The sequence below is a fragment of the Pseudomonas sp. ITEM 17296 genome, assembly GCF_028895205.1.
Lineage (GTDB): Bacteria > Pseudomonadota > Gammaproteobacteria > Pseudomonadales > Pseudomonadaceae > Aquipseudomonas > Aquipseudomonas kermanshahensis.
In genome coordinates this window covers 103,785-122,892 of record NZ_WJRS01000003.1, presented here as the reverse complement: position 1 = coordinate 122,892, position 19,108 = coordinate 103,785, and the positions used below count along the sequence as shown (strand labels likewise).

Below are 19,108 nucleotides of genomic sequence, written 5' to 3'. Positions count from 1 at the left end.
ACCACCGGCTTGAGCGCTGCGCAGTACCTGTGGGAGCGGGTTTACCCGCGAAGAGGCCGGTACAGGCAACATCAATACCTGCGGGTACCCCGCCAGTAAAACACCCCCGCCAGTATCACCGACAACACCAGCAGGTAGAAGATTACCCCCGGCCACCAGTGCCCGAGGGCAAACCCGACCATCACCGGCCCCAGCGCCGCGCCCAGGTTGGACAGGTTCTGTGCACCGTAATACACCCCGCGCAGGTGCTCTGGGGCGATCAGGTCAATGAACATGTACTCGGCGGGTATCACGACGATTTCCCCCAGGGTGAACACCAGCATCGCCAGGCACCACATCGGCACCGTGCTTGCCCATGAAAACCCCAGCAGCCCGGCGATGAACAGGCCCATCCCGGCCAGCAGCCAAGGCATCAGGCGCTGGCGGCTGATACGCCGGCCGATCAGGTATTGCAGGGCAATCACCGTGATGGCGTTGGTGGTCACCAGGTAGCCAACCAGGCGCGCCGCCTCGGCCGGGCTGGTGGTCACTATCAGGTACTGCGACAGGTAGGCCCCGAACTGGCCGAACACCACGGCGCTGAGCACACCGCCCAAGGTGAAGTACACCAGCCGCCGGTCACGGGCCAGGCCTAGCGCTACTTGCGCGAAAGTGGCCCCCGGTTGCGCCAGGGCAGCGGCCTGCAGGCCACGGTCGCCCAGGCGCTGATAGGTCAGGCCAGTTCCCAGGCCGATCAATGCCGAGGCGATGAAGGGCAGGTGGTCGTCCAGCTCCAGCATGGCCACCCCCAGCAACGGGCCGGCGGCGTAGCCGACGTTTCTCAAGGTGTAGTTGATGGCGAACACCTCGGCGCGTTCTGCCACCGGCAACAGCGCGCAAAAGCCGGCTTTGGCGGCAATGTCGACCACGGCCAGGGCCAGGTTGATCAGTACCAGGCACAGGAAGAACAACGCAGCCGAGGGGCTGGCCATGGCGCCGACGAACGCCAGGGCAAACACCAGGGTGCTGACGACCACCAGCGTGTGAGTGCGTACGGTGTCCACCAGGTGGCCGCCGTATAAGCTCAGCAGCGAGGCGATGATCAGCGCGCCGCCAATCAACAGGCCGATCTGGCTCACCGGCAGCTGGAAGTTGTTTGCCAGGTATACCACCAGAAAGGGCAGGGTAAGGGCGCGGGCCAGGGTCAGGGTAAAGGTGGTAGCCAGCAGCAGGCGTACGGCCGCTGGGTAGCGCTTGAGGGCGGCGATCATTGCCACTTCCTTGTCGTTGGGGGTTGCCGGGTATCAGCATAAGTCCGCAGAGGGCTTGTCAGCAGTAAGCTTTACCCTGCAGATTTGTGGCTTTTCGCGCCCTGCGCGCCTCCAACGCTAAAAGCCCCTCAGGGAACAAGGACGATGAGTCACACCTCGCAATTCACCTTGCTCGGCAAGCGGCGCTTCCTGCCGTTCTTCATCACCCAGTCGCTGGGTGCGTTCAACGACAACCTGTTCAAGCAATCGCTGATCCTGGCGATCCTGTTCAAGCTCAGCCTGGGGGACGGTGACCGTTCGATCTGGGTCAACCTCTGCGCGTTGCTGTTCATCCTGCCGTTCTTCCTGTTTTCGGCGCTGGGTGGGCAGTTTGGCGAGAAGTTCGCCAAGGATGCGCTGATCCGTGCGATCAAGCTGGCCGAGATCGGCATCATGGCCATCGGCGCCTTGGGCTTTATCACCAATCACCTTGCGTTGATGCTGGTGGCGTTGTTCGGCATGGGTACCCATTCGGCGCTGTTCGGGCCGGTGAAGTATTCGATCCTGCCGCAGGCCCTGCGTGAAGAAGAGCTGGTGGGTGGTAACGGGCTGGTCGAAATGGGCACCTTTTTGGCGATCCTCGCCGGCACCATCGGCGCCGGGGTGATGATGTCGTCGGCCAGCTATGCCACGGTGGTGGCCGGGGGCGTGGTGGGCACTGCTGTGCTGGGCTACCTGGCCAGCCGCTGGATCCCGCGTGCCGCGGCGGTGTCACCGCAGATGCGCCTGGACTGGAACATCTTCAAGCAGTCCTGGGCGATCCTGCGTATGGGCCTGGGGCAGACGCCTGCGGTGTCGCGCTCGATCGTGGGCAACTCGTGGTTCTGGTTCGTCGGCGCCATCTACCTGACCCAGATCCCGGCGTACGCCAAGGACTGGCTGCATGGCGACGGCACTGTAGTGACCCTGGTGCTGACCCTGTTCTCGGTGGGCATCGCCCTCGGCTCGCTGCTGTGCGAGCGGCTTAGCGGGCGCAAGGTGGAAATCGGCCTGGTGCCGTTCGGCTCGTTCGGCCTGACCCTGTTCGGCCTGCTCTGGTGGTGGCATTCCGGCGATGTGCCGGCGGCGGCGCTGCCGCACGACTGGCTGGCGCTGCTGGGCATGAGCCAGGCCTGGTGGATCCTGGTGTCGATCGTCGGGCTCGGGGTGTTCGGCGGCTTTTATATCGTGCCGCTGTATGCCTTGATCCAGGCGCGCACGGCCGAAGATCAGCGGGCCCGGGTGATCGCCGCCAACAACATCCTCAATGCGTTGTTCATGGTGGTTTCGGCAATCCTCACCATCGTCCTGCTGGGGCTGGCCGAACTGACCATCCCGCAGTTGTTCCTGGTGGTGTCGTTGCTCAACATCGCGGTCAACGCCTACATCTTCAGGATCGTGCCCGAGTTCACCATGCGTTTCCTGATCTGGCTGCTCAGCCACTCGATGTACCGCGTGGAGCACCGCGACCTGGAGCGCATCCCCGATGAAGGGGCGGCGCTGCTGGTGTGCAATCACGTTTCGTTCGTTGACGCGCTGCTGCTCGGCGGTGCGATCCGCCGGCCGATCCGCTTTGTCATGTACTACAAGATCTACAACCTGCCGGTGCTCAACTTCGTGTTCCGCACCGCAGGTGCCATCCCGATTGCCGGGCGCGGTGAGGACGAGGCCATTTACGAACGTGCCTTCGCGCGTATCGCCGAGTACCTGGCGGCGGGTGAGTTGGTGTGTATCTTCCCGGAGGGCAAGTTGACCGGTGATGGCGAGATCGATGTGTTCAAAGGCGGGGTCAACCGCATTCTCAGCGAAACCCCGGTGCCGGTGATTCCCTTGGCATTGCAGGGGCTGTGGGGCAGCTTCTTCAGCCGAGACCCGGGCAAGGGGTTTTTCAAGCGCTTGTGGTCGCGGGTGACCATCGTGGCTGGCACCGCCATCCCGGTGGAGGCGGCGCAGCCGGATGCGTTGCGTGAGCAGGTCAGCCGCTTGCGCGGCGACCTGCGTTAGCGCGCGCGGGTCAGCTGGCGCTGACTTTCAGGCCGATCAGGCCACAGACGATCAGCGCCACACTGACCAGCCGCACCAAGGCCATGGATTCGCCAAACAGGATGATCCCGGCGATTACCGTGCCCACAGCGCCGACGCCGGTCCAGATGGCATAGGCGGTGCCCAGCGGCAGCTCCTTCATGGCCAGGCCCAGCAGGCCGAGGCTGATGACCATGGCGCCGACGGTGAGTACGGTGGGGATTGGCTTGCTGAAACCGTCGGTGTATTTCAGGCCGACGGCCCAGCCGACCTCGAACAGGCCGGCGAAGAAAAGAATGATCCAGGACATGCTGTGTCTCCATCGTTGTGAAGGATGGGGCCGTCCCCGGAATGGTCACGCGGTGCGTCGTGAGGTCGTCCTCACAGTGGGCAATAGGGTGCACATTTTCTGAATGCCCGGCAAGCCTGTGCCGGCCTCTTCAGGTCCCACAAGTACTCCACAGCTCTCAGGGAATGTGGGGTACCTGTGGGAGCGGGCTTGCCCGCGAAGAGGCCAGGCCAGGCAGCATCAATCCCTGGCTGGCTCGCCATTCTCAACGGCTGACGAAGGCGCTTCCAGGCGCCGGAACCAGGTTGACAGCAACGCCCCGGAAATATTGTGCCAAACGCTGAACAACGCACTCGGCACCGCGGCCAATGGCGAGAAGTGTGCCGCCGCCAGTGCCGCCCCCAGCCCGGAGTTCTGCATGCCCACCTCCAGCGCCAGCGACTTGCGTTGGGCCAGCGGCAACTTGCACAGCTTGCCGGTCAGGTACCCCAGCAAATAGCCAAAGCTGTTGTGCAGCATCACCACCGCCATGATCAGCAGCCCCGACTCGGCGATCTTCGCCTGGCTGGCCGCCACCACCGCGCAGACGATCATGACGATGCTCACCACCGACACCAGCGGCAACACCTGCACTGCGGCCTGCACCCGAGCGCCCAACAGGCGCTGGGCCAGCACGCCGAGCACGATCGGCAGCATGACCAGCTGCAGGATCGACCAGAACATGTCCATGAACGAGACCGGCAGCCAGGCCGAGGCCAGGAACCAGATCAGCGCTGGGGTCAGCAGCGGGGCGAGCAAGGTGGTGACCGCAGCGATCGCCACCGCCAGCGCCAGGTCGCCCTTGGACAGCCAGACCATCACGTTCGAGGCGGTGCCGCTTGGGCAGCAGCCGACCAGAATCACCCCGACGGCGATCTCGGCGGGCAAGTGGAACAGCTGGCAGAGCAGCCAGGCCATACCCGGCATGATCACGAAATGCGCCACCACCCCCAGCATCACTCGCCAGGGTTGGCGGGCGAGGGCAGCGAAGTCGTCGAGCTTGAGAGTCAGGCCCATGCCGAACATCACCAGCCCCAGCAGCGGCACGATGGCCACTTTCAAGGCGATGAACCACTGCGGTTGCAGGAAGGCCAGCACGGCGAACACCAACACCCAGAGGGCGAAGGTATTGCCGACGAAGCGGCTGAGGGCGGCGAGGGCGCGCATGGGAAAGTCCTTGTACTTATATAGAGGTGAGTTTCCGGGGCCCTTTCGCGGGCAAGCCCGCTGCCACTGGGTGAGCAAGCACCTGTGGCAGCGGGCTTGCCCGCGAAAGGGCCGGTACTGGCCAACGATTAACGATCAGGCCAGCACCGGCAAAGCATGAAGGTTAGACCCCTTGCGGAATCTCCTCCCCACCCAAGGCCTCGAACAGCACTGGGAGGAATTCGGTAAAGGTCATCATCATCAGCAGGAAGCTGGCATCGAACTGCTGCTGGGCCTCATCACCGCCATCCTGTTCGGCCTGCTCTTGCAGCAGCTCCTCGAACTTCAGGCGCTTGATGACCATCTTGTCGTCGAGCACGAACGACAGTTTGTCCTGCCAGGCCAGGGCCAGCTGGGTGACCACCTTGCCGGTGCTCAGGTGCAGCTGGATTTCTTCGCTGGTCAGGTCCTGGCGCTTGCAGCGCACGATGCCACCGTCTTCGGCGGTGTCGCGCAGCTCGCACTCGTCCAGTACATAGAAGCCTTCGGCCGCTTGCTGCGACTTGACCCAGTCGGTCATGGTGGCCGCTGGCGCGATCTTCACGGTAGCGGGGCGTACCGGCAGCGAGCCCATCACTTCACGCAGGGTCGACAGCAGGTCTTCGGCACGCTTGGCGCTGGCCGAGTTGACCAGGATCACACCCAGGCGCGGGGCGATGGCGGCGAAGATCATTGAGCGACGAATGAAGGCGCGCGGCAGGAAGGCCTGGATGATCTCGTCCTTGATCTGGTCGCGTTCCTTTTTATAGACCTTGCGCATCTGCTCGGTCTCGATCTCTTCGACCTTCTCCTTGACGGCGTCATTCACCACGCTGCTTGGGAGGATACGTTCTTCCTTGCGCGCGGCGATCAGCAGGAACTCGCCGCTGACGTGCACCAGGGGAGCGTCTTCGCCCTTGCCGAATGGCGCGACGAAGCCATAGGTGGTCAGCTCCTGGCTGGCGCAGGGACGGGCCGGCTTGCTGGCCAGGGCGGTTTCCAGTGCTTCGGCTTCGAATGGAACATCCTGGGTCAGGCGGTAGGTCAGCAGGTTCTTGAACCACATGAGGGGCAATCTCTCCTTAATGCATAAGGCGGGCATTATTCTCCGAGCGGTGGTTCCCGTCCAACCCTGTCAGAGGGCCAGCACCCTTATATAAAGGAAGAAAAGCCCAGCGTTGCTAGGTCTTTGAAAGGCTTCGAAAAAATTTTTAAAAAAGTCGAAAAAAGTGCTTGCCAGGGTGGGGGCTCATCCGTAGAATGCGCGCCACACCGAGACGAAAGGGTGATTAGCTCAGCCGGGAGAGCATCTGCCTTACAAGCAGAGGGTCGGCGGTTCGATCCCGTCATCACCCACCACTCGATGTATAGCGCAGCGGTAGTTCAGTCGGTTAGAATACCGGCCTGTCACGCCGGGGGTCGCGGGTTCGAGTCCCGTCCGCTGCGCCATATTCAACTTCCAGGGCCCACTGAACACCCGGAAGTTACAGGAAAAGCGACCTTAGGGTCGCTTTTTTTGTTTGTGCTGAATTTTGCTGCGCCAAGCCTATCGTATTCAGTTAGCAGGGGCCTGTGGGAGCGGGTTTACCCGCGAACAAGGCGACGCGGTGTATGGCACCGGCTTCGCCGGTGTTCGCGGGTGAACCCGCTCCCACAGGGTCTGTGCCGCGCTGCGGTATCAACGCTTGCGTTCTTCCTCCCGCAACGTCAGCACCTCAACCCCCGCCTCAGTCACCGCCACGGTATGTTCCCACTGCGCAGACAGCGTATGGTCGCGGGTGATCACCGTCCACCCGTCCTTCAACGTCCGTGTCCCACGCCCGCCCTGGTTGATCATCGGTTCGATGGTAAACACCATGCCAGGCTTGAGCGCCATGCCCATGCCGCGCTGCCCGTAATGCAGCACCTCCGGCTTTTCATGCATCTGCTGGCCAATGCCATGCCCACAATATTCGCGCACCACGCTGTAGCCCGCTGCTTCGGCATGGGCCTGGATAGCATGGCCAATGTCACCCAGCGTCGCCCCCGGGCGCACTTGCTCGATGCCTTTCCATAGCGCGTCATAGGTGGTGTCGACCAACCGCCGGGCCTCATCGCTGATCACGCCAAGGCAATACATCTTCGACGAATCGGCGATATAGCCGCCTTGTTCGAGGGTGATGTCGACATTGATGATCGACCCTTCCTTCAGCACTTCATCAGCCTTCGGCATGCCGTGGCAGACCACATGGTCCACTGACGTATTGAGCGCGTAGGGGAACCCATACTGGCCCTTGCTCGCCGGGCGTGCCTTCAGGCTGTCGACGATGAACGCCTCGGCAAGGTCGTTGATCTGCATCGTGGTTACGCCAGGGCGTATGAAACGGTCGAGCTCTGCAAATACCTGGGCCAGTAGCTGGCCGGCGTTGCGCATCACGTCGAGTTGGGCGGGGGTTTTGAGGATCACCTGGGACATGGGGGGAGGGCAGTAACTCTGGCTGAAATGTGCCCCAGCATAGCGCTGCGAGCCTGCGAGATGCCACCGCATGGTGCGCCAAACCTTCCCTGATAGCGCAGGCCCTGTAGGAGCGGGCTTGCCCGCGATAAGGCCAGTACAGCTGGCCCGGTAATTGCTGGCTTGCCTCTACCCAGGGCAATCAATGCCGATTGCCCGCACATTTTCACGACAAAGGCGCCGTGTTGCCCCGCTTGCCATGCAAGCCGGGGCAGCCGGCGCCTTTTGTGTTTTTACCAGGAGACCGGCCCATGAGCAGCAGCGAAGTACGCAGTGTCTGCCCGTATTGCGGCGTCGGCTGCGGCATTGTCATGAGCGTGGCCGATGGCAAAGTCAGCAAGATCAGCGGCGACAAGCAGCACCCCAGCAATTTTGGCCGCCTGTGCACCAAGGGCCTGACCGCGCACGTACCGCTGAGCGCGGCCGGGCGCATGGAAGACGCCTACCTGCGCCAGCAGCGCAGCCAGCAACCGGCGCGCACAGGCCTGGAGCCGGCCATCGCCCAGGCCGCCGAGCGCCTGCGCGGCATTATCGACCAGCACGGCCCTGATGCCGTGGCCTTGTATGTGTCGGGGCAGATGTCGCTGGAGGCGCAGTACCTGGCCAACAAACTGGCCAAGGGTTTTATCCGCACCCGCCATATCGAGTCCAATTCACGGCTGTGCATGGCCAGCGCTGGCAGCGGCTACAAGCTGTCATTGGGCGCCGATGGCCCGCCCGGCAGCTACCAGGACTTCGAGCACGCGGAGGTGTTTCTGGTGATCGGCGCCAACATGGCCGACTGTCACCCGATCCTGTTCCTGCGCCTGCTCGACCGGCTGAAAGCCGGCGCCAGGCTGATCGTCGTCGACCCCCGGCGCACGGCCACCGCAGACAAGGCCGACCTGTTCTTGCAGGTACGCCCGGGCACCGACATGGCCCTACTCAATGGCTTGCTGCACCTGCTGCACCAGAACGGCCACACAAACGCTGACTTCATCGCCCGTCACACCGAGGGCTGGGAAGACCTGCCTGCATTCCTGGAGGACTACAGCCCCGCCCGCGTCGCCGCCATCACCGGCCTGAGCGAAGCCGACATCCGCACCGCCGCCGAATGGCTCGGCGGTGCCAAGGACTGGATGAGCTGCTGGACCATGGGCCTTAACCAGAGCATCCATGGCACCTGGCACAGCAACGCGATCTGCAACCTGCACCTGGCCACCGGCGCCATTTGCCGCCCTGGCAGCGGGCCGTTCTCCCTCACCGGGCAACCGAATGCCATGGGCGGCCGCGAGATGGGCTACATGGGGCCGGGCCTGCCGGGGCAGCGATCGGCGTTGGTGGCCGCCGACCGCGCCTTCGTCGAAAACCAGTGGCAGCTGGCCCCAGGCAGCCTGCGCAGCGAAGGCGGCGAGGGCACCGTGGCGCTGTTCGAGCAGATGAAGCGCGGCGAGGTCAAGGCGTGCTGGATCATCTGCAGCAACCCGGTGGCCAGCGTCGCCAACCGCCAGCAGGTGATCGACGGCTTGGGCCAGGCTGAACTGGTGATCACCCAGGATGCGTTTCTCGACACCGAGACCAACCGCTACGCCGACATCCTGTTGCCGGCCGCGCTGTGGGCCGAAGGCGAGGGCGTGATGATTAACAGTGAACGCAACCTGACCTTGATGCCCCGCGCCGTGGCACCCCCAGGCCAAAGCCTGCCGGACTGGCAGATCATCGCCCGCATCGCCTGCGCCATGGGCTATGCCGATGCCTTCGACTACCCCAATGCCGAAGCGGTGTACGAAGAAATTCGCCGTTTCCACAACCCGGCAACCGGCTACGACCTGCGCGGTATCGGCTACACCGACCTGCGCGCGCAGCCGCGCCAGTGGCCCTGCGCGCCAGGGCATGAGGCCCCGCGCAGCCCGCTGCGTTACCAGAACGACGGAAGCAGCCAGCCGCTGTTGCTCGACGCCCAGGGCAAGCGCCCGGCGCTGGCGTTTCCGACGGCCAGTGGCAAAGCGCGCTTCTTCGCCCGCCCTTGGCTGCCTGCGCCCGAGCTGCCCGACGCGGACTACCCAATGGTGCTCAACACCGGCCGTGTGCAGCACCAATGGCACACCCTGACCAAGACCGGCAAGGTGCCTGCGCTGAACAAACTCGAGCCCGGCCCCTTTGTCGAGCTGCACCCTGACGATGCCGCGCGCCTGGGTATTCGCGACACGGACCAGGTGGCCATCCGCTCGCGGCGGGGGCAGGCGCTGTTGCCGGCACGGGTCAGTGATCGGGTCATGCCGGGCAACTGTTTCGCCCCCTTCCACTGGAACGATGTGATGGGCGAGCAGCTGGCGATCAATGCCGTGACCTGCGATGCCGTCGACCCGCTGTCGCTGCAGCCGGCCTTCAAACACTGCGCCGTGGCCCTGCAGCGGGTTGCCGGCGAACGTATCGACGCCGTTGACCTGAGCGCCGCCACTGCCAACCCGGAGCCTGCCCGCATGCCGACCGCCACCCTGTCCCGTCTGCTTGGCCTGGACACCCTGCCAGCCCCGGTGCTGGCCGAGGAGGAGCGTCATTACTTGCAGGGCTTTTTGCTCGGCCTGGACCAGGCCCGCGCTGAGGGGGTGCCCAGCCTGCCGGCCAGTGCGCCGCTGGCCGCAAGCCGGCGGCTGTTCGTCGATGGGCTATTGGCGGGGTTGTTCGCCCAGCCGTCGGAACTGCCCAGCTCGGCGCTTGCGGCGCCCCAGCATCAGGTGCTGTGGGCCTCGCAAACCGGTAACGGTGAGGCACTGGCCGAACGCTGTGCCGAACGCCTGCGTGGCGCCGGCCTCGCTGTGCAGCTCAGTTGCATGGCAGCGGTCAGCCCGCAGCAGTTGCACGGCGCGGCCAGTGTCGTACTGATCGCCAGTACCTTCGGCGATGGCGATGCGCCCGACAGTGCGACGGCGTTTTGGCAAGCCCTGCAAGGCGAGGAGGGCGCCCATTGTGCCGACGTGCCTTACGCCGTGTTGGCCTTGGGTGACTCCAGTTACGACCAGTTTTGCGGGTTTGGCCGCAAGCTCGATCAGCGCCTGGCCGAGCTGGGCGGGCGGCGGTTGTTACCACGGGTGGACTGCGAGCCGGACTTCGATGAGGCATTCGCCACCTGGCTCGACGCCTTGTCATCACAGTTGGGCAGCGCCGCCGCGCCCCAGGCGAGCAGCGTACCCGCGCCCGTGGAGGCGTACAGCAAGCAGCAACCTTGGTCGGCCACCTTGTTGGAAAACCGCGTGCTCAACGCCCCAGGTGCCAGCAAGGAGACGCGCCAACTGGTGTTCGACCTGTCGGGCAGCACGTTTACCTACCAGCCGGGCGATGCCTTGGGCGTATGGCCGCGCAATTGCCCGGCGTTGGTCGAGGAGTTGCTGGCACTGATGCGCCTCGATGGCCAGGCCCTGGTTGAGGTCAAAGGCCAGCCTGCGCTGCCGCTGGCCGTTGCCATGCAAGCCCACCTGGAAATCGCCAAGGTCACCCCTGCGCAGTTGCAGGTGTTCAGCCAGACGGCGGCGGACCTGCGCCGGCTGCTTCAGCCTGAGCACAAGGCCGAGCTGCAGCGCTGGTTGTGGGGGCGGCAGTTGGCGGACGTACTGCGCGAGTTCCCGCAAGACCTGCCATTGGCCACCTGGCTTGACCTGCTCAAGCCGTTGCAGCCGCGCTTGTACTCGATCAGTTCCAGCCCGTTGGCGCACCCCGGCCAAGTTCACCTGACGGTCTCGACGGTGCGTTACGGGCAGCGCAAAGGGGCCTGCTCGACCTTTCTGGCCGACCGTGCGCAAGGCATCAAGGTGGCGATCTTCCCGCAGGCATCGAAGCATTTTCGCCTGCCTGAGGACGACAATGTGCCGGTGATCATGGTCGGCCCAGGCACGGGTATCGCGCCGTTTCGGGCGTTTCTGGAAGAACGCGAAGCGCGTGGGGCCAGTGGGCAGAACTGGCTGTTTTTCGGTGAGCAGTCTGCGGCCAGTGACTTCTATTACCAGGCGCAGTTGCAAGCTTGGCAGGCGACCGGCCATGTGCGCCTGGATACCGCTTTCTCGCGCGACCAGCCCGAGAAAATCTATGTGCAGCAGCGCATGCACGAGCAGGGCGCTGACCTCTGGCGGTGGCTGGAGGCGGGCGCGTGCTTCTATGTGTGCGGCGATGCCCAGCGCATGGCCAAGGATGTGGACAGCGCCTTGCGCGCGATCGTCGCGCAGCATGGCGGTATGAGCGAGGCTGCGGCGGATGCGTATGTAGAGGCATTGAGCAAGGCCAAGCGCTATCGGCGCGATGTGTATTGAGTGCACCGGGATGGGGAGGGGTGCACCTTGGCTGTGCGGTTTGGGGTGCCTGTATCGGCCTCTTCGCAGCACAAGGCTGCTCCTACCGGTTCTGCACACTCCCTGTAGGAGCAGCCTTGTGCTGCGAAGAGGCCCAAAAGGCAGTATTTGGCACACTCCCTGCTTTATCAGCTTCACAACACGCCCCACTGATCAACGGCGATCAACCAGGGGCACACCCTGATGAGTACAGGCAAAGGCGCCTGGAGCTTCGGCTCCAGGCGTTTTTTTTTGATCGAGGATCGGCTATGAAGGCAACAGCGAACGGCGGACAACGCGAGAAACTGGTCATTGTCGGCAACGGCATGGTCGGCCACCACTGCGTCGAGCAACTGATCGAGCGGGGCGCCTTGGAGCGGTTCGAGGTGCGGGTGTTCGGCGAAGAACGCCAACGTGCCTACGACCGTGTGCACCTGTCCGAGTACTTCGGCGGCAGCTGTGCCGAAACCCTGGCCCTGTGCGAGCAAGGCTTCTATATCCGCCAAGGCGTGCACCTGCACCTGGGCGAGCCTGTGCTGGAGATCGACCGCGCGCGCCGCGAAGTGGTCACCGCCGAAGGCCGCTATGGCTACGACCAGTTGATCCTGGCCACCGGCTCATACCCCTTCGTACCCCCGATCGAAGGCTCCAGCGGCAATGCCCGCCTGGTCTACCGCACCCTCGACGACCTCGACGCCATCCGCGCCGCCGCCCAGGGTGCCCGCCGAGGCGTGGTGGTCGGCGGGGGCTTGTTGGGCCTTGAAGCAGCCAATGCGCTGAAGTCGCTCGGCCTGGAAGCCCATGTGGTGGAGTTCGCCCCTCGGCTGATGCCGGTGCAGTTGGACGGCGAGGGCGGCGCGGCGCTCAAGGCGCAGATCGAGGCCTTGGGCGTGGGCGTGCACCTGTCCCGCGCCACCCAGTCGATCAGCGCCGGTGAGGCGTATCGCTACCGCATGAACTTCGATGGCGGCGAGCACCTGGAAACCGACCTGATCGTGTTCTCTGCCGGTATCCGCCCGCAGGATGCCCTGGGCCGCGCGTGCGGGCTGGAGATTGCCGCCCGTGGCGGGGTGGTGATCGACAATCACTGCCGCACCCATGACGCCCGCATCTTCGCCATCGGCGAGTGCGCTTCATGGAATGGCAGCGTGTTCGGCTTGGTCGCGCCGGGCTACAGCATGGCGCGCAACCTGGCGGCGCTGCTGGTGGGCGATGACGCGGTGCCGTTCACCGGCGCCGACATGTCGACCAAGCTCAAGCTGCTGGGCGTGGATGTCGGCTCGATCGGCGATGCCCATGGCGCTACGCCGGGCTCACGCAGCTACCGCTTCATCGACGAAGCCAATGCGGCCTATCGCCGGCTGGTGGTGGATGCCAGTGGCAAGCATGTGCTCGGCGCGGTGCTGGTCGGTGACAACAGCTACTACGACACTCTGCTGCAGTACGCGCAAAACGGCATCGCCCTGCCTGCCGACCCGGCCGCCCTGATTTTGCCGCAAACAGGCGGCGCGCCGGCCTTGGGCGCCGATGCGCTGCCCGACAGCGCGACCATCTGCTCGTGCCACAACGTCAGCAAGGGCGCAGTCTGCGCCGCTATCGACAGCGGCTGCAGCGACCTCGCTGCGGTCAAGGGCTGCACCAAAGCGGCCAGCGGTTGCGGCGGCTGCGCGGCCCTGCTCAAGCAGGTGTTCGAGCACGAACTGACCGCTCGCGGCGTGACCGTCGACAAAAGCCTGTGCGAACACTTTGCCTACACCCGTCAGGAGCTTTACGGGCTGGTGCGGGTTGGCGGCATCCGCACCTTCAATGACCTGCTCGCGCGCCATGGCAAAGGCCATGTCGGTTGCGATATCTGCAAGCCGGCGGTGGGCAATATCCTCGCCTCGTGCTGGAACCAGCCGATCATGGACCCGGCGCTGGTACCGCTGCAGGACACCAACGACACCTTCATGGCCAACATGCAGAAAAACGGTACCTACTCGGTGGTGCCGCGCATACCTGGGGGCGAAATCACCCCCGACAAGCTGATCGTGATCGGCCAAGTGGCAAAAAAGTACGACCTTTACACCAAGATCACCGGTGGCCAACGCATCGACCTGTTCGGCGCCCAGCTGCACGAGTTGCCGCTGATCTGGGGCGAGTTGATCGAAGCCGGTTTCGAGACGGGCCATGCCTACGGCAAGTCGACCCGCACGGTGAAGTCGTGCGTGGGCAGCACCTGGTGCCGTTACGGTGTGCAGGACAGCGTCGCCATGGCCCTGCGCCTGGAAGACCGCTACAAGGGCCTGCGCAGCCCGCACAAGCTCAAGTTCGCGGTGTCTGGCTGCACCCGCGAATGCGCCGAGGCGCAGAGCAAGGACATCGGCGTGATCGCCACCGACAAGGGCTGGAACCTGTACGTGTGCGGCAACGGCGGCATGCGCCCGCGCCACGCCGAGCTGTTTGCCACCGACCTGGATGACGAGACCCTGGTGCGCCTGATCGACCGTGTGCTGATGTTCTACATCCGCACTGCCGACAAACTGCAGCGCACCTCGGTCTGGCGCGAAAGCCTGGAGGGCGGGCTGGACTACCTCAAGCAGGTGATCCTCGACGACAGCCTGGGCCTGGCCGCCGAGCTTGAGGCGCAGATGCAGCATGTGGTCGACCACTATGAATGCGAATGGGCCAATGCCCTCAACGACCCGGAGAAGCTCAAGCGCTTCCGCACCTTCGTCAACGACCACCGCGCCGACCCGGACGTGCACTTCGTCCGCGAACGCGATCAGCGCCGCCCAGCGGCACCGCTGCACCTGATCCCCACTGCCGAGGAGGCTGTCTGATGAACCTGACCAATACTGCTGTAGCCCACAAGACGAACTGGCAGACAGTCTGCCAAGCGCGCGACCTGGTAGCCGATTCCGGCGTGGTGGTGTGGCACGAGGGGGCCCAGGTGGCGCTGTTCTACTTGCCGGGTCAGGAACAGCCACTGTATGCGCTGGACAACCGCGACCCGCGCTCGGGTGCCAACATCATTGGCCGCGGGTTGGTGGGTAGCTTGCAGGGTGAGTTGGTGGTGGCGGCGCCGCTGTACAAACAGCATTTCAGCCTGCACAGCGGGGAATGCCTGGAAGATGCCGGGCAGCGGCTGCGGGTGTGGCCGGTGCGGCTGAACGGGGAGGCTGTGGAAGTGGCGGTGGCCTGATCTGCATCGTGCAACTGTACCGGCCCTTTCGCGGGCAAGTCGGACCGCGAAGGGGCCGGTACAGGCCGCTTAGATAACCAACCCCTGTGGCGTACGCCCGGCAAACACATCCACCAGGCTTGCCACCACCATTTCGCCCATGCGCGTGCGGGTCTGCACGGTGGCGCTGGCTCGGTGCGGCTGCAGCACCACATCCTCGCGCTCGAACAACGCCTCGGGCACCCGAGGTTCATCGGCAAACACATCCAGCGCCGCCCCGGCGATCTCACCCGCTTCAAGTGCCGCGATCAACGCGGGCTCGTCCACCAACTTGCCACGGGCGATATTGATCAGGTAGCCGTCTGGGCCAAGCGCCTGCAGCACCTTGCGCCCCACTAACGCCTCGCCCTGGTCGGCGGCCGCCGCCAGAATCAGCGCATCGCTGTCTTTGGCCAATTGCTGCAAGTTCGACTCGAAGCCATAAGGCACGCCCTGTGGCTGCAGGTCGGTGTAGCGAATCGGGCAGCCAAACGCCGCCGCCCGCTGGGCCACCGCGCGGCCGACGCGGCCCATGCCGACGATACCCACACGCATGCCCGACACCTGCCGCGCCAACGGCAATGGCGCCAGCGGTGTGGCGCTGGTGGCCCAGTGGCCGGCGCGGACGAACCGGTCACCGCTGCACAGCCCTCGGCACACGCCAATCAGCAAGCCGATTGCGAGGTCGGCGACATCCTCGGTCAGCGCGCCGAGGGTTGCAGTCACCTGGATACCCCGATCACGCGCATAGGCCAGATCGATGGCATCGGTGCCAACGCCATTCACCGCGATCACTTCCAGCTTGGGCAGGCGCGCCATCAGCGCTTGGCTGATACCGGTATGGCCGCCGGTGACCACGGCGCGGATGTTGTTGCCATGCGCGCTGACATAGGCGTCCTTGTCGGCTTGCTCGTAGTACCGGTGCACGGTGAACAGCGCTTCCAGGCGCTCGCGGACTTCTGGGATGAGGATCGGGCTCAGTTGCAGGACTTCAGGTTTCATCGGTCACTCCTTAAAGGCAAGGTGTCAGCCACGGCCGACGAAGGGCATGTTGCTGGCCATCACGGTCATGTTGAGCACGTTGGCGTCCAACGGCAGGGCGGCGATGTAGCGCACGGCATCCGCCACATGGCGCACGTCGAGCATCGGCTCGGCGGCAATCTCGCCATTGGCCTGGCGCACACCGCGGGTCATGCGTTCGGACAGTTCGGTCAGGGCGTTGCCGATGTCCACCTGGCTGCACACGATGTTGTAGGGGCGGCCGTCCAGGGCCAGGGCTTTGGTCAGGCCCAGCACCGCGTGCTTGCTGGCGGTGTAGGGCGCCGTGAAGGGGCGTGGGGTATGCGCCGAAATCGAACCGTTGTTGACGATTCGCCCGCCCTGCGGCTGCTGCCTGCGCATCAGGCCAAAGGCCGCACGGGCGCAGAGGAACACGCCGTCGACATTGGTGGCGATGACATTGCGCCAGTTCTCCAGCGGCAGTTCGTCGATGGGCACGGCAGGCGCGTTGACCCCGGCATTATTGAAGATCAGGTCGAGGCGGCCATGAACCTCCTCGATGGTGGCGAACAGCTGGGCGACGCTCTGTTCGTCGCGCACATCGGTGGGCACCGCAAGGGCCTCGCCACCGGCTGCACGGGCCTGTTCTACCAACGCCTGCAAGGGTTCGGCACGCCGGCCGGCGAGGACCAGGCTGAAGCCATCAGCCAGCAGCCCCAGGGCGACGGCGCGGCCAATGCCGCTGCCGGCACCGGTGACCAAGGCGATTTTCTTGTTGTGTGTTTGGCTCATCTGTTTGCTCCAGAAATTCAGGCGGCGTGGGCGGTGTGGCGTGCGGGACGAGGGCCAACGCGCAGTTGCAACTCGCCGATGCCGTCGATGCCGGCATGGATCACATCGCCAGGGTTGAGCGGGGCCACGCCAGGCGGGCTGCCGGTCATGATCAGGTCACCGGGGCGCAGCGGCAGTTGCCGGGACAGGCGGCTGATGACCTCGGCCAATGGCCAGGTCTGCTGGCTCAGCCGGGCGCGCTGGCGCTCCTCGCCGTTGACCTTCAGCCACAGCGCAGCGTCCAGTGGCCAGCCCAGTTCGCTGGCCGGCACCAGGGCAGTCATCGGCGCCGAGGCTTCGAATACCTTGGCACCCTCCCAGGGCAGCCCTTCGCTTTTGGCCTGGCGCTGGCGATCGCGCAGGGTCAGGTCCAGGCCAGCGGCAAAGCCATAGACGTGCTCCAGAGCGTGCTCCGGGCTGATGTCGGCACCGCCTTTGCTGATCGCCACCACCCACTCGATTTCATGGCAAAACTCTTCGGTCTGCGGCGGGAAGGGCAGTTCGCCCTGTGCCTCGACCACGTTGCTGGCCGGCTTCATGAAAAAGACCGGCTCACGGGGCGCTGGGTCGGTGGCCTGTGGCCAGGGGTAGTTGCGGCCCAGGCAGAACACTCGGCCAACCGGGAAGCGCGCGTCGCTGCCTTGGATGGGCAGGCTGACGATGGCTGGCGGGTCGAACAGGTAAGTCATGGGTCAATCCTCTGTGCTGGAGTGGCCAGCCTAGCCAGCGGCTGGCGGGCAAAGTTGGACGATAAAAGGGACGGTTTGGATAAAAACGGGGGATCTGCGGTGGTGCTTCCGGCACTCACCGCGCCTGCTTATGCCGCGGTCTTGAGCTCGATCCGGTACAGCTTGCCGAGCAACAGCGAGTAGGACAGCGTGCCCATCAACGCCACCCCGCCAATAAACCAGAACGCCAAGGCGAACGAGCCACTGGCCTGCACGATCGCGCCAATCACGATCGGGGTGACGATGCCACCGATGTTCGCGGCCAGGCTGGTGACCCCGCCGGTCAGCCCGATCAGTTGCTTGGGTGCCACTTCCGAAACCGCTGCCCACGACGACGAGGCGATGCCCTGGGCAAAGAACGCCAGCGTCAGCACGGCGATACACAGCACGTTGGAGTCGGTGAAGTTGACCAGCACGATCGACATGCCCAGCATCGACCCCACCACCAGCGGCAGCTTGCGTGCAAAGGACAGCGAGTAGCCCCGGCGGATCAGCAGGTCGGAAACGATCCCCGCCAGCAAGATGCCGACCGTGGCGCCAATGAACGGCATCACCGCGAAGATGCCGACTTTGATCAGCGTCAGCTGGCGCTCTTCGATCAGGTAGGTGGGGAACCAGGTGAGGAAGAAGTACAGCGCTGAGGTGCTGGCGAACTTGCCCAGGCAGATGGCCCACACCTGGCGGTAGCGGAACAGTTCGGCGACCTGGCGCCAGTCGAAACGGGTGCGCTCCTGGCTGCTTCTGACCAGCCCGCCGCCGTCCTCGATGTAGGCCAGTTCTTCCTTGCTGACCTTCTTGCAGTTGAGCGGGTCGCGGTACAGGAACAACCACACCACGCCAAACACGATACCAATCAGGCCGGTGCTGTAGAACACATGGCGCCAGTCATAGGTGGTCGCCAGCCACAGCAATGCTCCAGTGAACAAGGCCGTGCCCAGGTACTGGCCGCACACGTAGATGCTGCTGGCCATGCCCCGTTCGCGGGCAGGGAACCACACGGTGACGGCGCGGCTGTTGGCGGGGAAGGCCGGTGCCTCCATGGCACCAACGGCCAGGCGCAGGCCGAACAGCGAGGTGAAGCCGCTGGCCAGGCCCTGGGCGACAGTGACAGCCGACCAACTGATCAGCGAGACGCCGTAGGTCAGGCGCGAGCCGAAGCGGTCGGCAATGAAGCCGGCTGGCACCAACGCCAGGGCGTAGGTCCAGGCGAACGCGGAGAAGATCAAGCCCATCTCGACTTTGTCCAGGCCCAGGTCCTTGGCCATGAAGGGCGCCGCGATGGAGATGTTGACCCGGTCGACGTAGTTGATGATGGTCGCCAGCAGCAGCAGCGAGAGCATGAACCAGCGACGGCGGGTGGGTAGGCGTTGCGATGCGACCGCGTCCACTGCGAACGCAGGCGCCGCAGTGCGGGAAGTAGGCGTGCTCGACATGAGTCGACCTCGTTTGTTGTTGTTGGTAGAGGTTGGGCTGCAGTCCCTTTTTTAAGGTGGTCGTACAACATCGGAAAATCAACGGCGGTTTTAGACCGTTTTTTTCACTCGGAACGGGGTAGGGCTGCGCTGTCCAAAAAACTCAGCGGGCGGGGTTTTGGCTGCTTTTTTTGCTTTGGGTGGCGGTTTTAAAGGGCTGCGTCGGTTTTTGCCGGATACGTTTTTTGCAGTGGGCTTCAAAATTATGAGTTTCGACGTCGTACAACTCATTGCCAGGCAAGCCGCTTGCCGTTCAGAATTCCCGCATGGCAGGCAAC

General features: G+C 64.4%; 13 protein-coding genes and 2 tRNA genes. 6 read left to right on the top strand and 9 right to left on the bottom strand.

Features of this window, described 5'->3' with window-relative positions:
* Positions 1-71 precede the first annotated feature (71 nt).
* On the bottom strand, positions 72-1,250 hold the full coding sequence (locus GIB19_RS04965) for an MFS transporter (RefSeq protein WP_274884018.1): 1,179 nt from the start codon (positions 1,248-1,250) through the stop codon (positions 72-74).
* Positions 1,251-1,394: 144 nt separating this feature from the next.
* On the opposite strand from GIB19_RS04965, the gene GIB19_RS04960 reads away from it, so the two are divergent.
* Positions 1,395-3,272: an MFS transporter gene (locus GIB19_RS04960; protein WP_027595887.1), complete on the top strand. Its 1,878-nt coding sequence runs from the start codon at positions 1,395-1,397 to the stop codon at positions 3,270-3,272.
* Positions 3,273-3,282: 10 nt separating this feature from the next.
* Here the strand turns inward: GIB19_RS04960 and sugE are convergent, their stop codons facing one another.
* From sugE to rdgC, 3 genes are all read right to left on the bottom strand, one after another.
* Complete coding sequence (gene sugE / locus GIB19_RS04955) at positions 3,283-3,600, bottom strand: quaternary ammonium compound efflux SMR transporter SugE (protein ID WP_019470182.1); 318 nt, start codon at positions 3,598-3,600, stop codon at positions 3,283-3,285.
* Positions 3,601-3,819: 219 nt separating this feature from the next.
* Positions 3,820-4,785, bottom strand: a complete 966-nt coding sequence (locus GIB19_RS04950; RefSeq protein WP_027595888.1) for a bile acid:sodium symporter family protein — start codon at positions 4,783-4,785, stop codon at positions 3,820-3,822.
* Between the two features lie 163 nt (positions 4,786-4,948).
* Positions 4,949-5,869, bottom strand: a complete 921-nt coding sequence (gene rdgC / locus GIB19_RS04945; protein WP_085272776.1) for a recombination-associated protein RdgC — start codon at positions 5,867-5,869, stop codon at positions 4,949-4,951.
* Positions 5,870-6,086: 217 nt separating this feature from the next.
* Between rdgC and GIB19_RS04940 the strand changes: the two genes are divergently transcribed.
* Both GIB19_RS04940 and GIB19_RS04935 read left to right on the top strand, forming a co-directional pair.
* Positions 6,087-6,162: transfer RNA gene (locus GIB19_RS04940), tRNA-Val, on the top strand.
* A gap of 13 nt (positions 6,163-6,175) precedes the next feature.
* Positions 6,176-6,252: transfer RNA gene (locus GIB19_RS04935), tRNA-Asp, on the top strand.
* 229 nt (positions 6,253-6,481) lie between these two features.
* Here the strand turns inward: GIB19_RS04935 and map are convergent.
* A complete protein-coding gene (gene map, locus GIB19_RS04930) occupies positions 6,482-7,258 on the bottom strand; it encodes a type I methionyl aminopeptidase (RefSeq protein ID WP_155951454.1) in 777 nt (258 codons plus the stop codon).
* Between the two features lie 290 nt (positions 7,259-7,548).
* Here map and GIB19_RS04925 point away from each other — a divergent pair, with 290 nt between their 5' ends.
* From GIB19_RS04925 to nirD, 3 genes are all read left to right on the top strand, one after another.
* On the top strand, positions 7,549-11,580 hold the full coding sequence (locus GIB19_RS04925) for a bifunctional nitrate reductase/sulfite reductase flavoprotein subunit alpha (protein WP_274884016.1): 4,032 nt from the start codon (positions 7,549-7,551) through the stop codon (positions 11,578-11,580).
* Positions 11,581-11,867: 287 nt separating this feature from the next.
* Positions 11,868-14,420: a nitrite reductase large subunit NirB gene (gene nirB, locus GIB19_RS04920; protein WP_274884015.1), complete on the top strand. Its 2,553-nt coding sequence runs from the start codon at positions 11,868-11,870 to the stop codon at positions 14,418-14,420.
* A complete protein-coding gene (nirD, locus tag GIB19_RS04915; RefSeq protein WP_265969891.1) occupies positions 14,420-14,782 on the top strand; it encodes a nitrite reductase small subunit NirD in 363 nt (120 codons plus the stop codon). Before nirB ends, nirD begins: the two co-directional genes overlap by 1 nt.
* 69 nt (positions 14,783-14,851) lie before the next feature.
* On the opposite strand, the gene GIB19_RS04910 is transcribed toward nirD, so the two are convergent.
* From GIB19_RS04910 to GIB19_RS04895, 4 genes are all read right to left on the bottom strand, one after another.
* Positions 14,852-15,802: a 2-hydroxyacid dehydrogenase gene (locus GIB19_RS04910; protein WP_274884014.1), complete on the bottom strand. Its 951-nt coding sequence runs from the start codon at positions 15,800-15,802 to the stop codon at positions 14,852-14,854.
* Positions 15,803-15,826: 24 nt separating this feature from the next.
* On the bottom strand, positions 15,827-16,591 hold the full coding sequence (locus tag GIB19_RS04905) for an SDR family oxidoreductase (RefSeq protein ID WP_274884012.1): 765 nt from the start codon (positions 16,589-16,591) through the stop codon (positions 15,827-15,829).
* Positions 16,592-16,608: 17 nt separating this feature from the next.
* Positions 16,609-17,319 carry a fumarylacetoacetate hydrolase family protein gene (locus tag GIB19_RS04900; protein ID WP_085272780.1) on the bottom strand — a complete coding sequence of 237 codons (711 nt, stop codon included), beginning with the start codon at positions 17,317-17,319 and terminating at the stop codon, positions 16,609-16,611.
* Positions 17,320-17,447: 128 nt separating this feature from the next.
* On the bottom strand, positions 17,448-18,791 hold the full coding sequence (locus tag GIB19_RS04895; RefSeq protein WP_027595897.1) for an MFS transporter: 1,344 nt from the start codon (positions 18,789-18,791) through the stop codon (positions 17,448-17,450).
* Positions 18,792-19,108: the final 317 nt, after the last annotated feature.

Bases quoted from the DNA above. Each gene is read 5' to 3' on its own strand.
- GIB19_RS04965 (WP_274884018.1), bottom strand. From the start codon at position 1,250: ATGATCGCCGCCCTCAAGCGCTACCCAGCGGCCGTACGCCTGCTGCTG.
- GIB19_RS04960 (WP_027595887.1), top strand. From the start codon at position 1,395: ATGAGTCACACCTCGCAATTCACCTTGCTCGGCAAGCGGCGCTTCCTG.
- sugE (WP_019470182.1), bottom strand. From the start codon at position 3,600: ATGTCCTGGATCATTCTTTTCTTCGCCGGCCTGTTCGAGGTCGGCTGG.
- GIB19_RS04950 (WP_027595888.1), bottom strand. From the start codon at position 4,785: ATGCGCGCCCTCGCCGCCCTCAGCCGCTTCGTCGGCAATACCTTCGCC.
- rdgC (WP_085272776.1), bottom strand. From the start codon at position 5,869: ATGTGGTTCAAGAACCTGCTGACCTACCGCCTGACCCAGGATGTTCCA.
- map (WP_155951454.1), bottom strand. From the start codon at position 7,258: ATGTCCCAGGTGATCCTCAAAACCCCCGCCCAACTCGACGTGATGCGC.
- GIB19_RS04925 (WP_274884016.1), top strand. From the start codon at position 7,549: ATGAGCAGCAGCGAAGTACGCAGTGTCTGCCCGTATTGCGGCGTCGGC.
- nirB (WP_274884015.1), top strand. From the start codon at position 11,868: ATGAAGGCAACAGCGAACGGCGGACAACGCGAGAAACTGGTCATTGTC.
- nirD (WP_265969891.1), top strand. From the start codon at position 14,420: ATGAACCTGACCAATACTGCTGTAGCCCACAAGACGAACTGGCAGACA.
- GIB19_RS04910 (WP_274884014.1), bottom strand. From the start codon at position 15,802: ATGAAACCTGAAGTCCTGCAACTGAGCCCGATCCTCATCCCAGAAGTC.
- GIB19_RS04905 (WP_274884012.1), bottom strand. From the start codon at position 16,591: ATGAGCCAAACACACAACAAGAAAATCGCCTTGGTCACCGGTGCCGGC.
- GIB19_RS04900 (WP_085272780.1), bottom strand. From the start codon at position 17,319: ATGACTTACCTGTTCGACCCGCCAGCCATCGTCAGCCTGCCCATCCAA.
- GIB19_RS04895 (WP_027595897.1), bottom strand. From the start codon at position 18,791: ATGTCGAGCACGCCTACTTCCCGCACTGCGGCGCCTGCGTTCGCAGTG.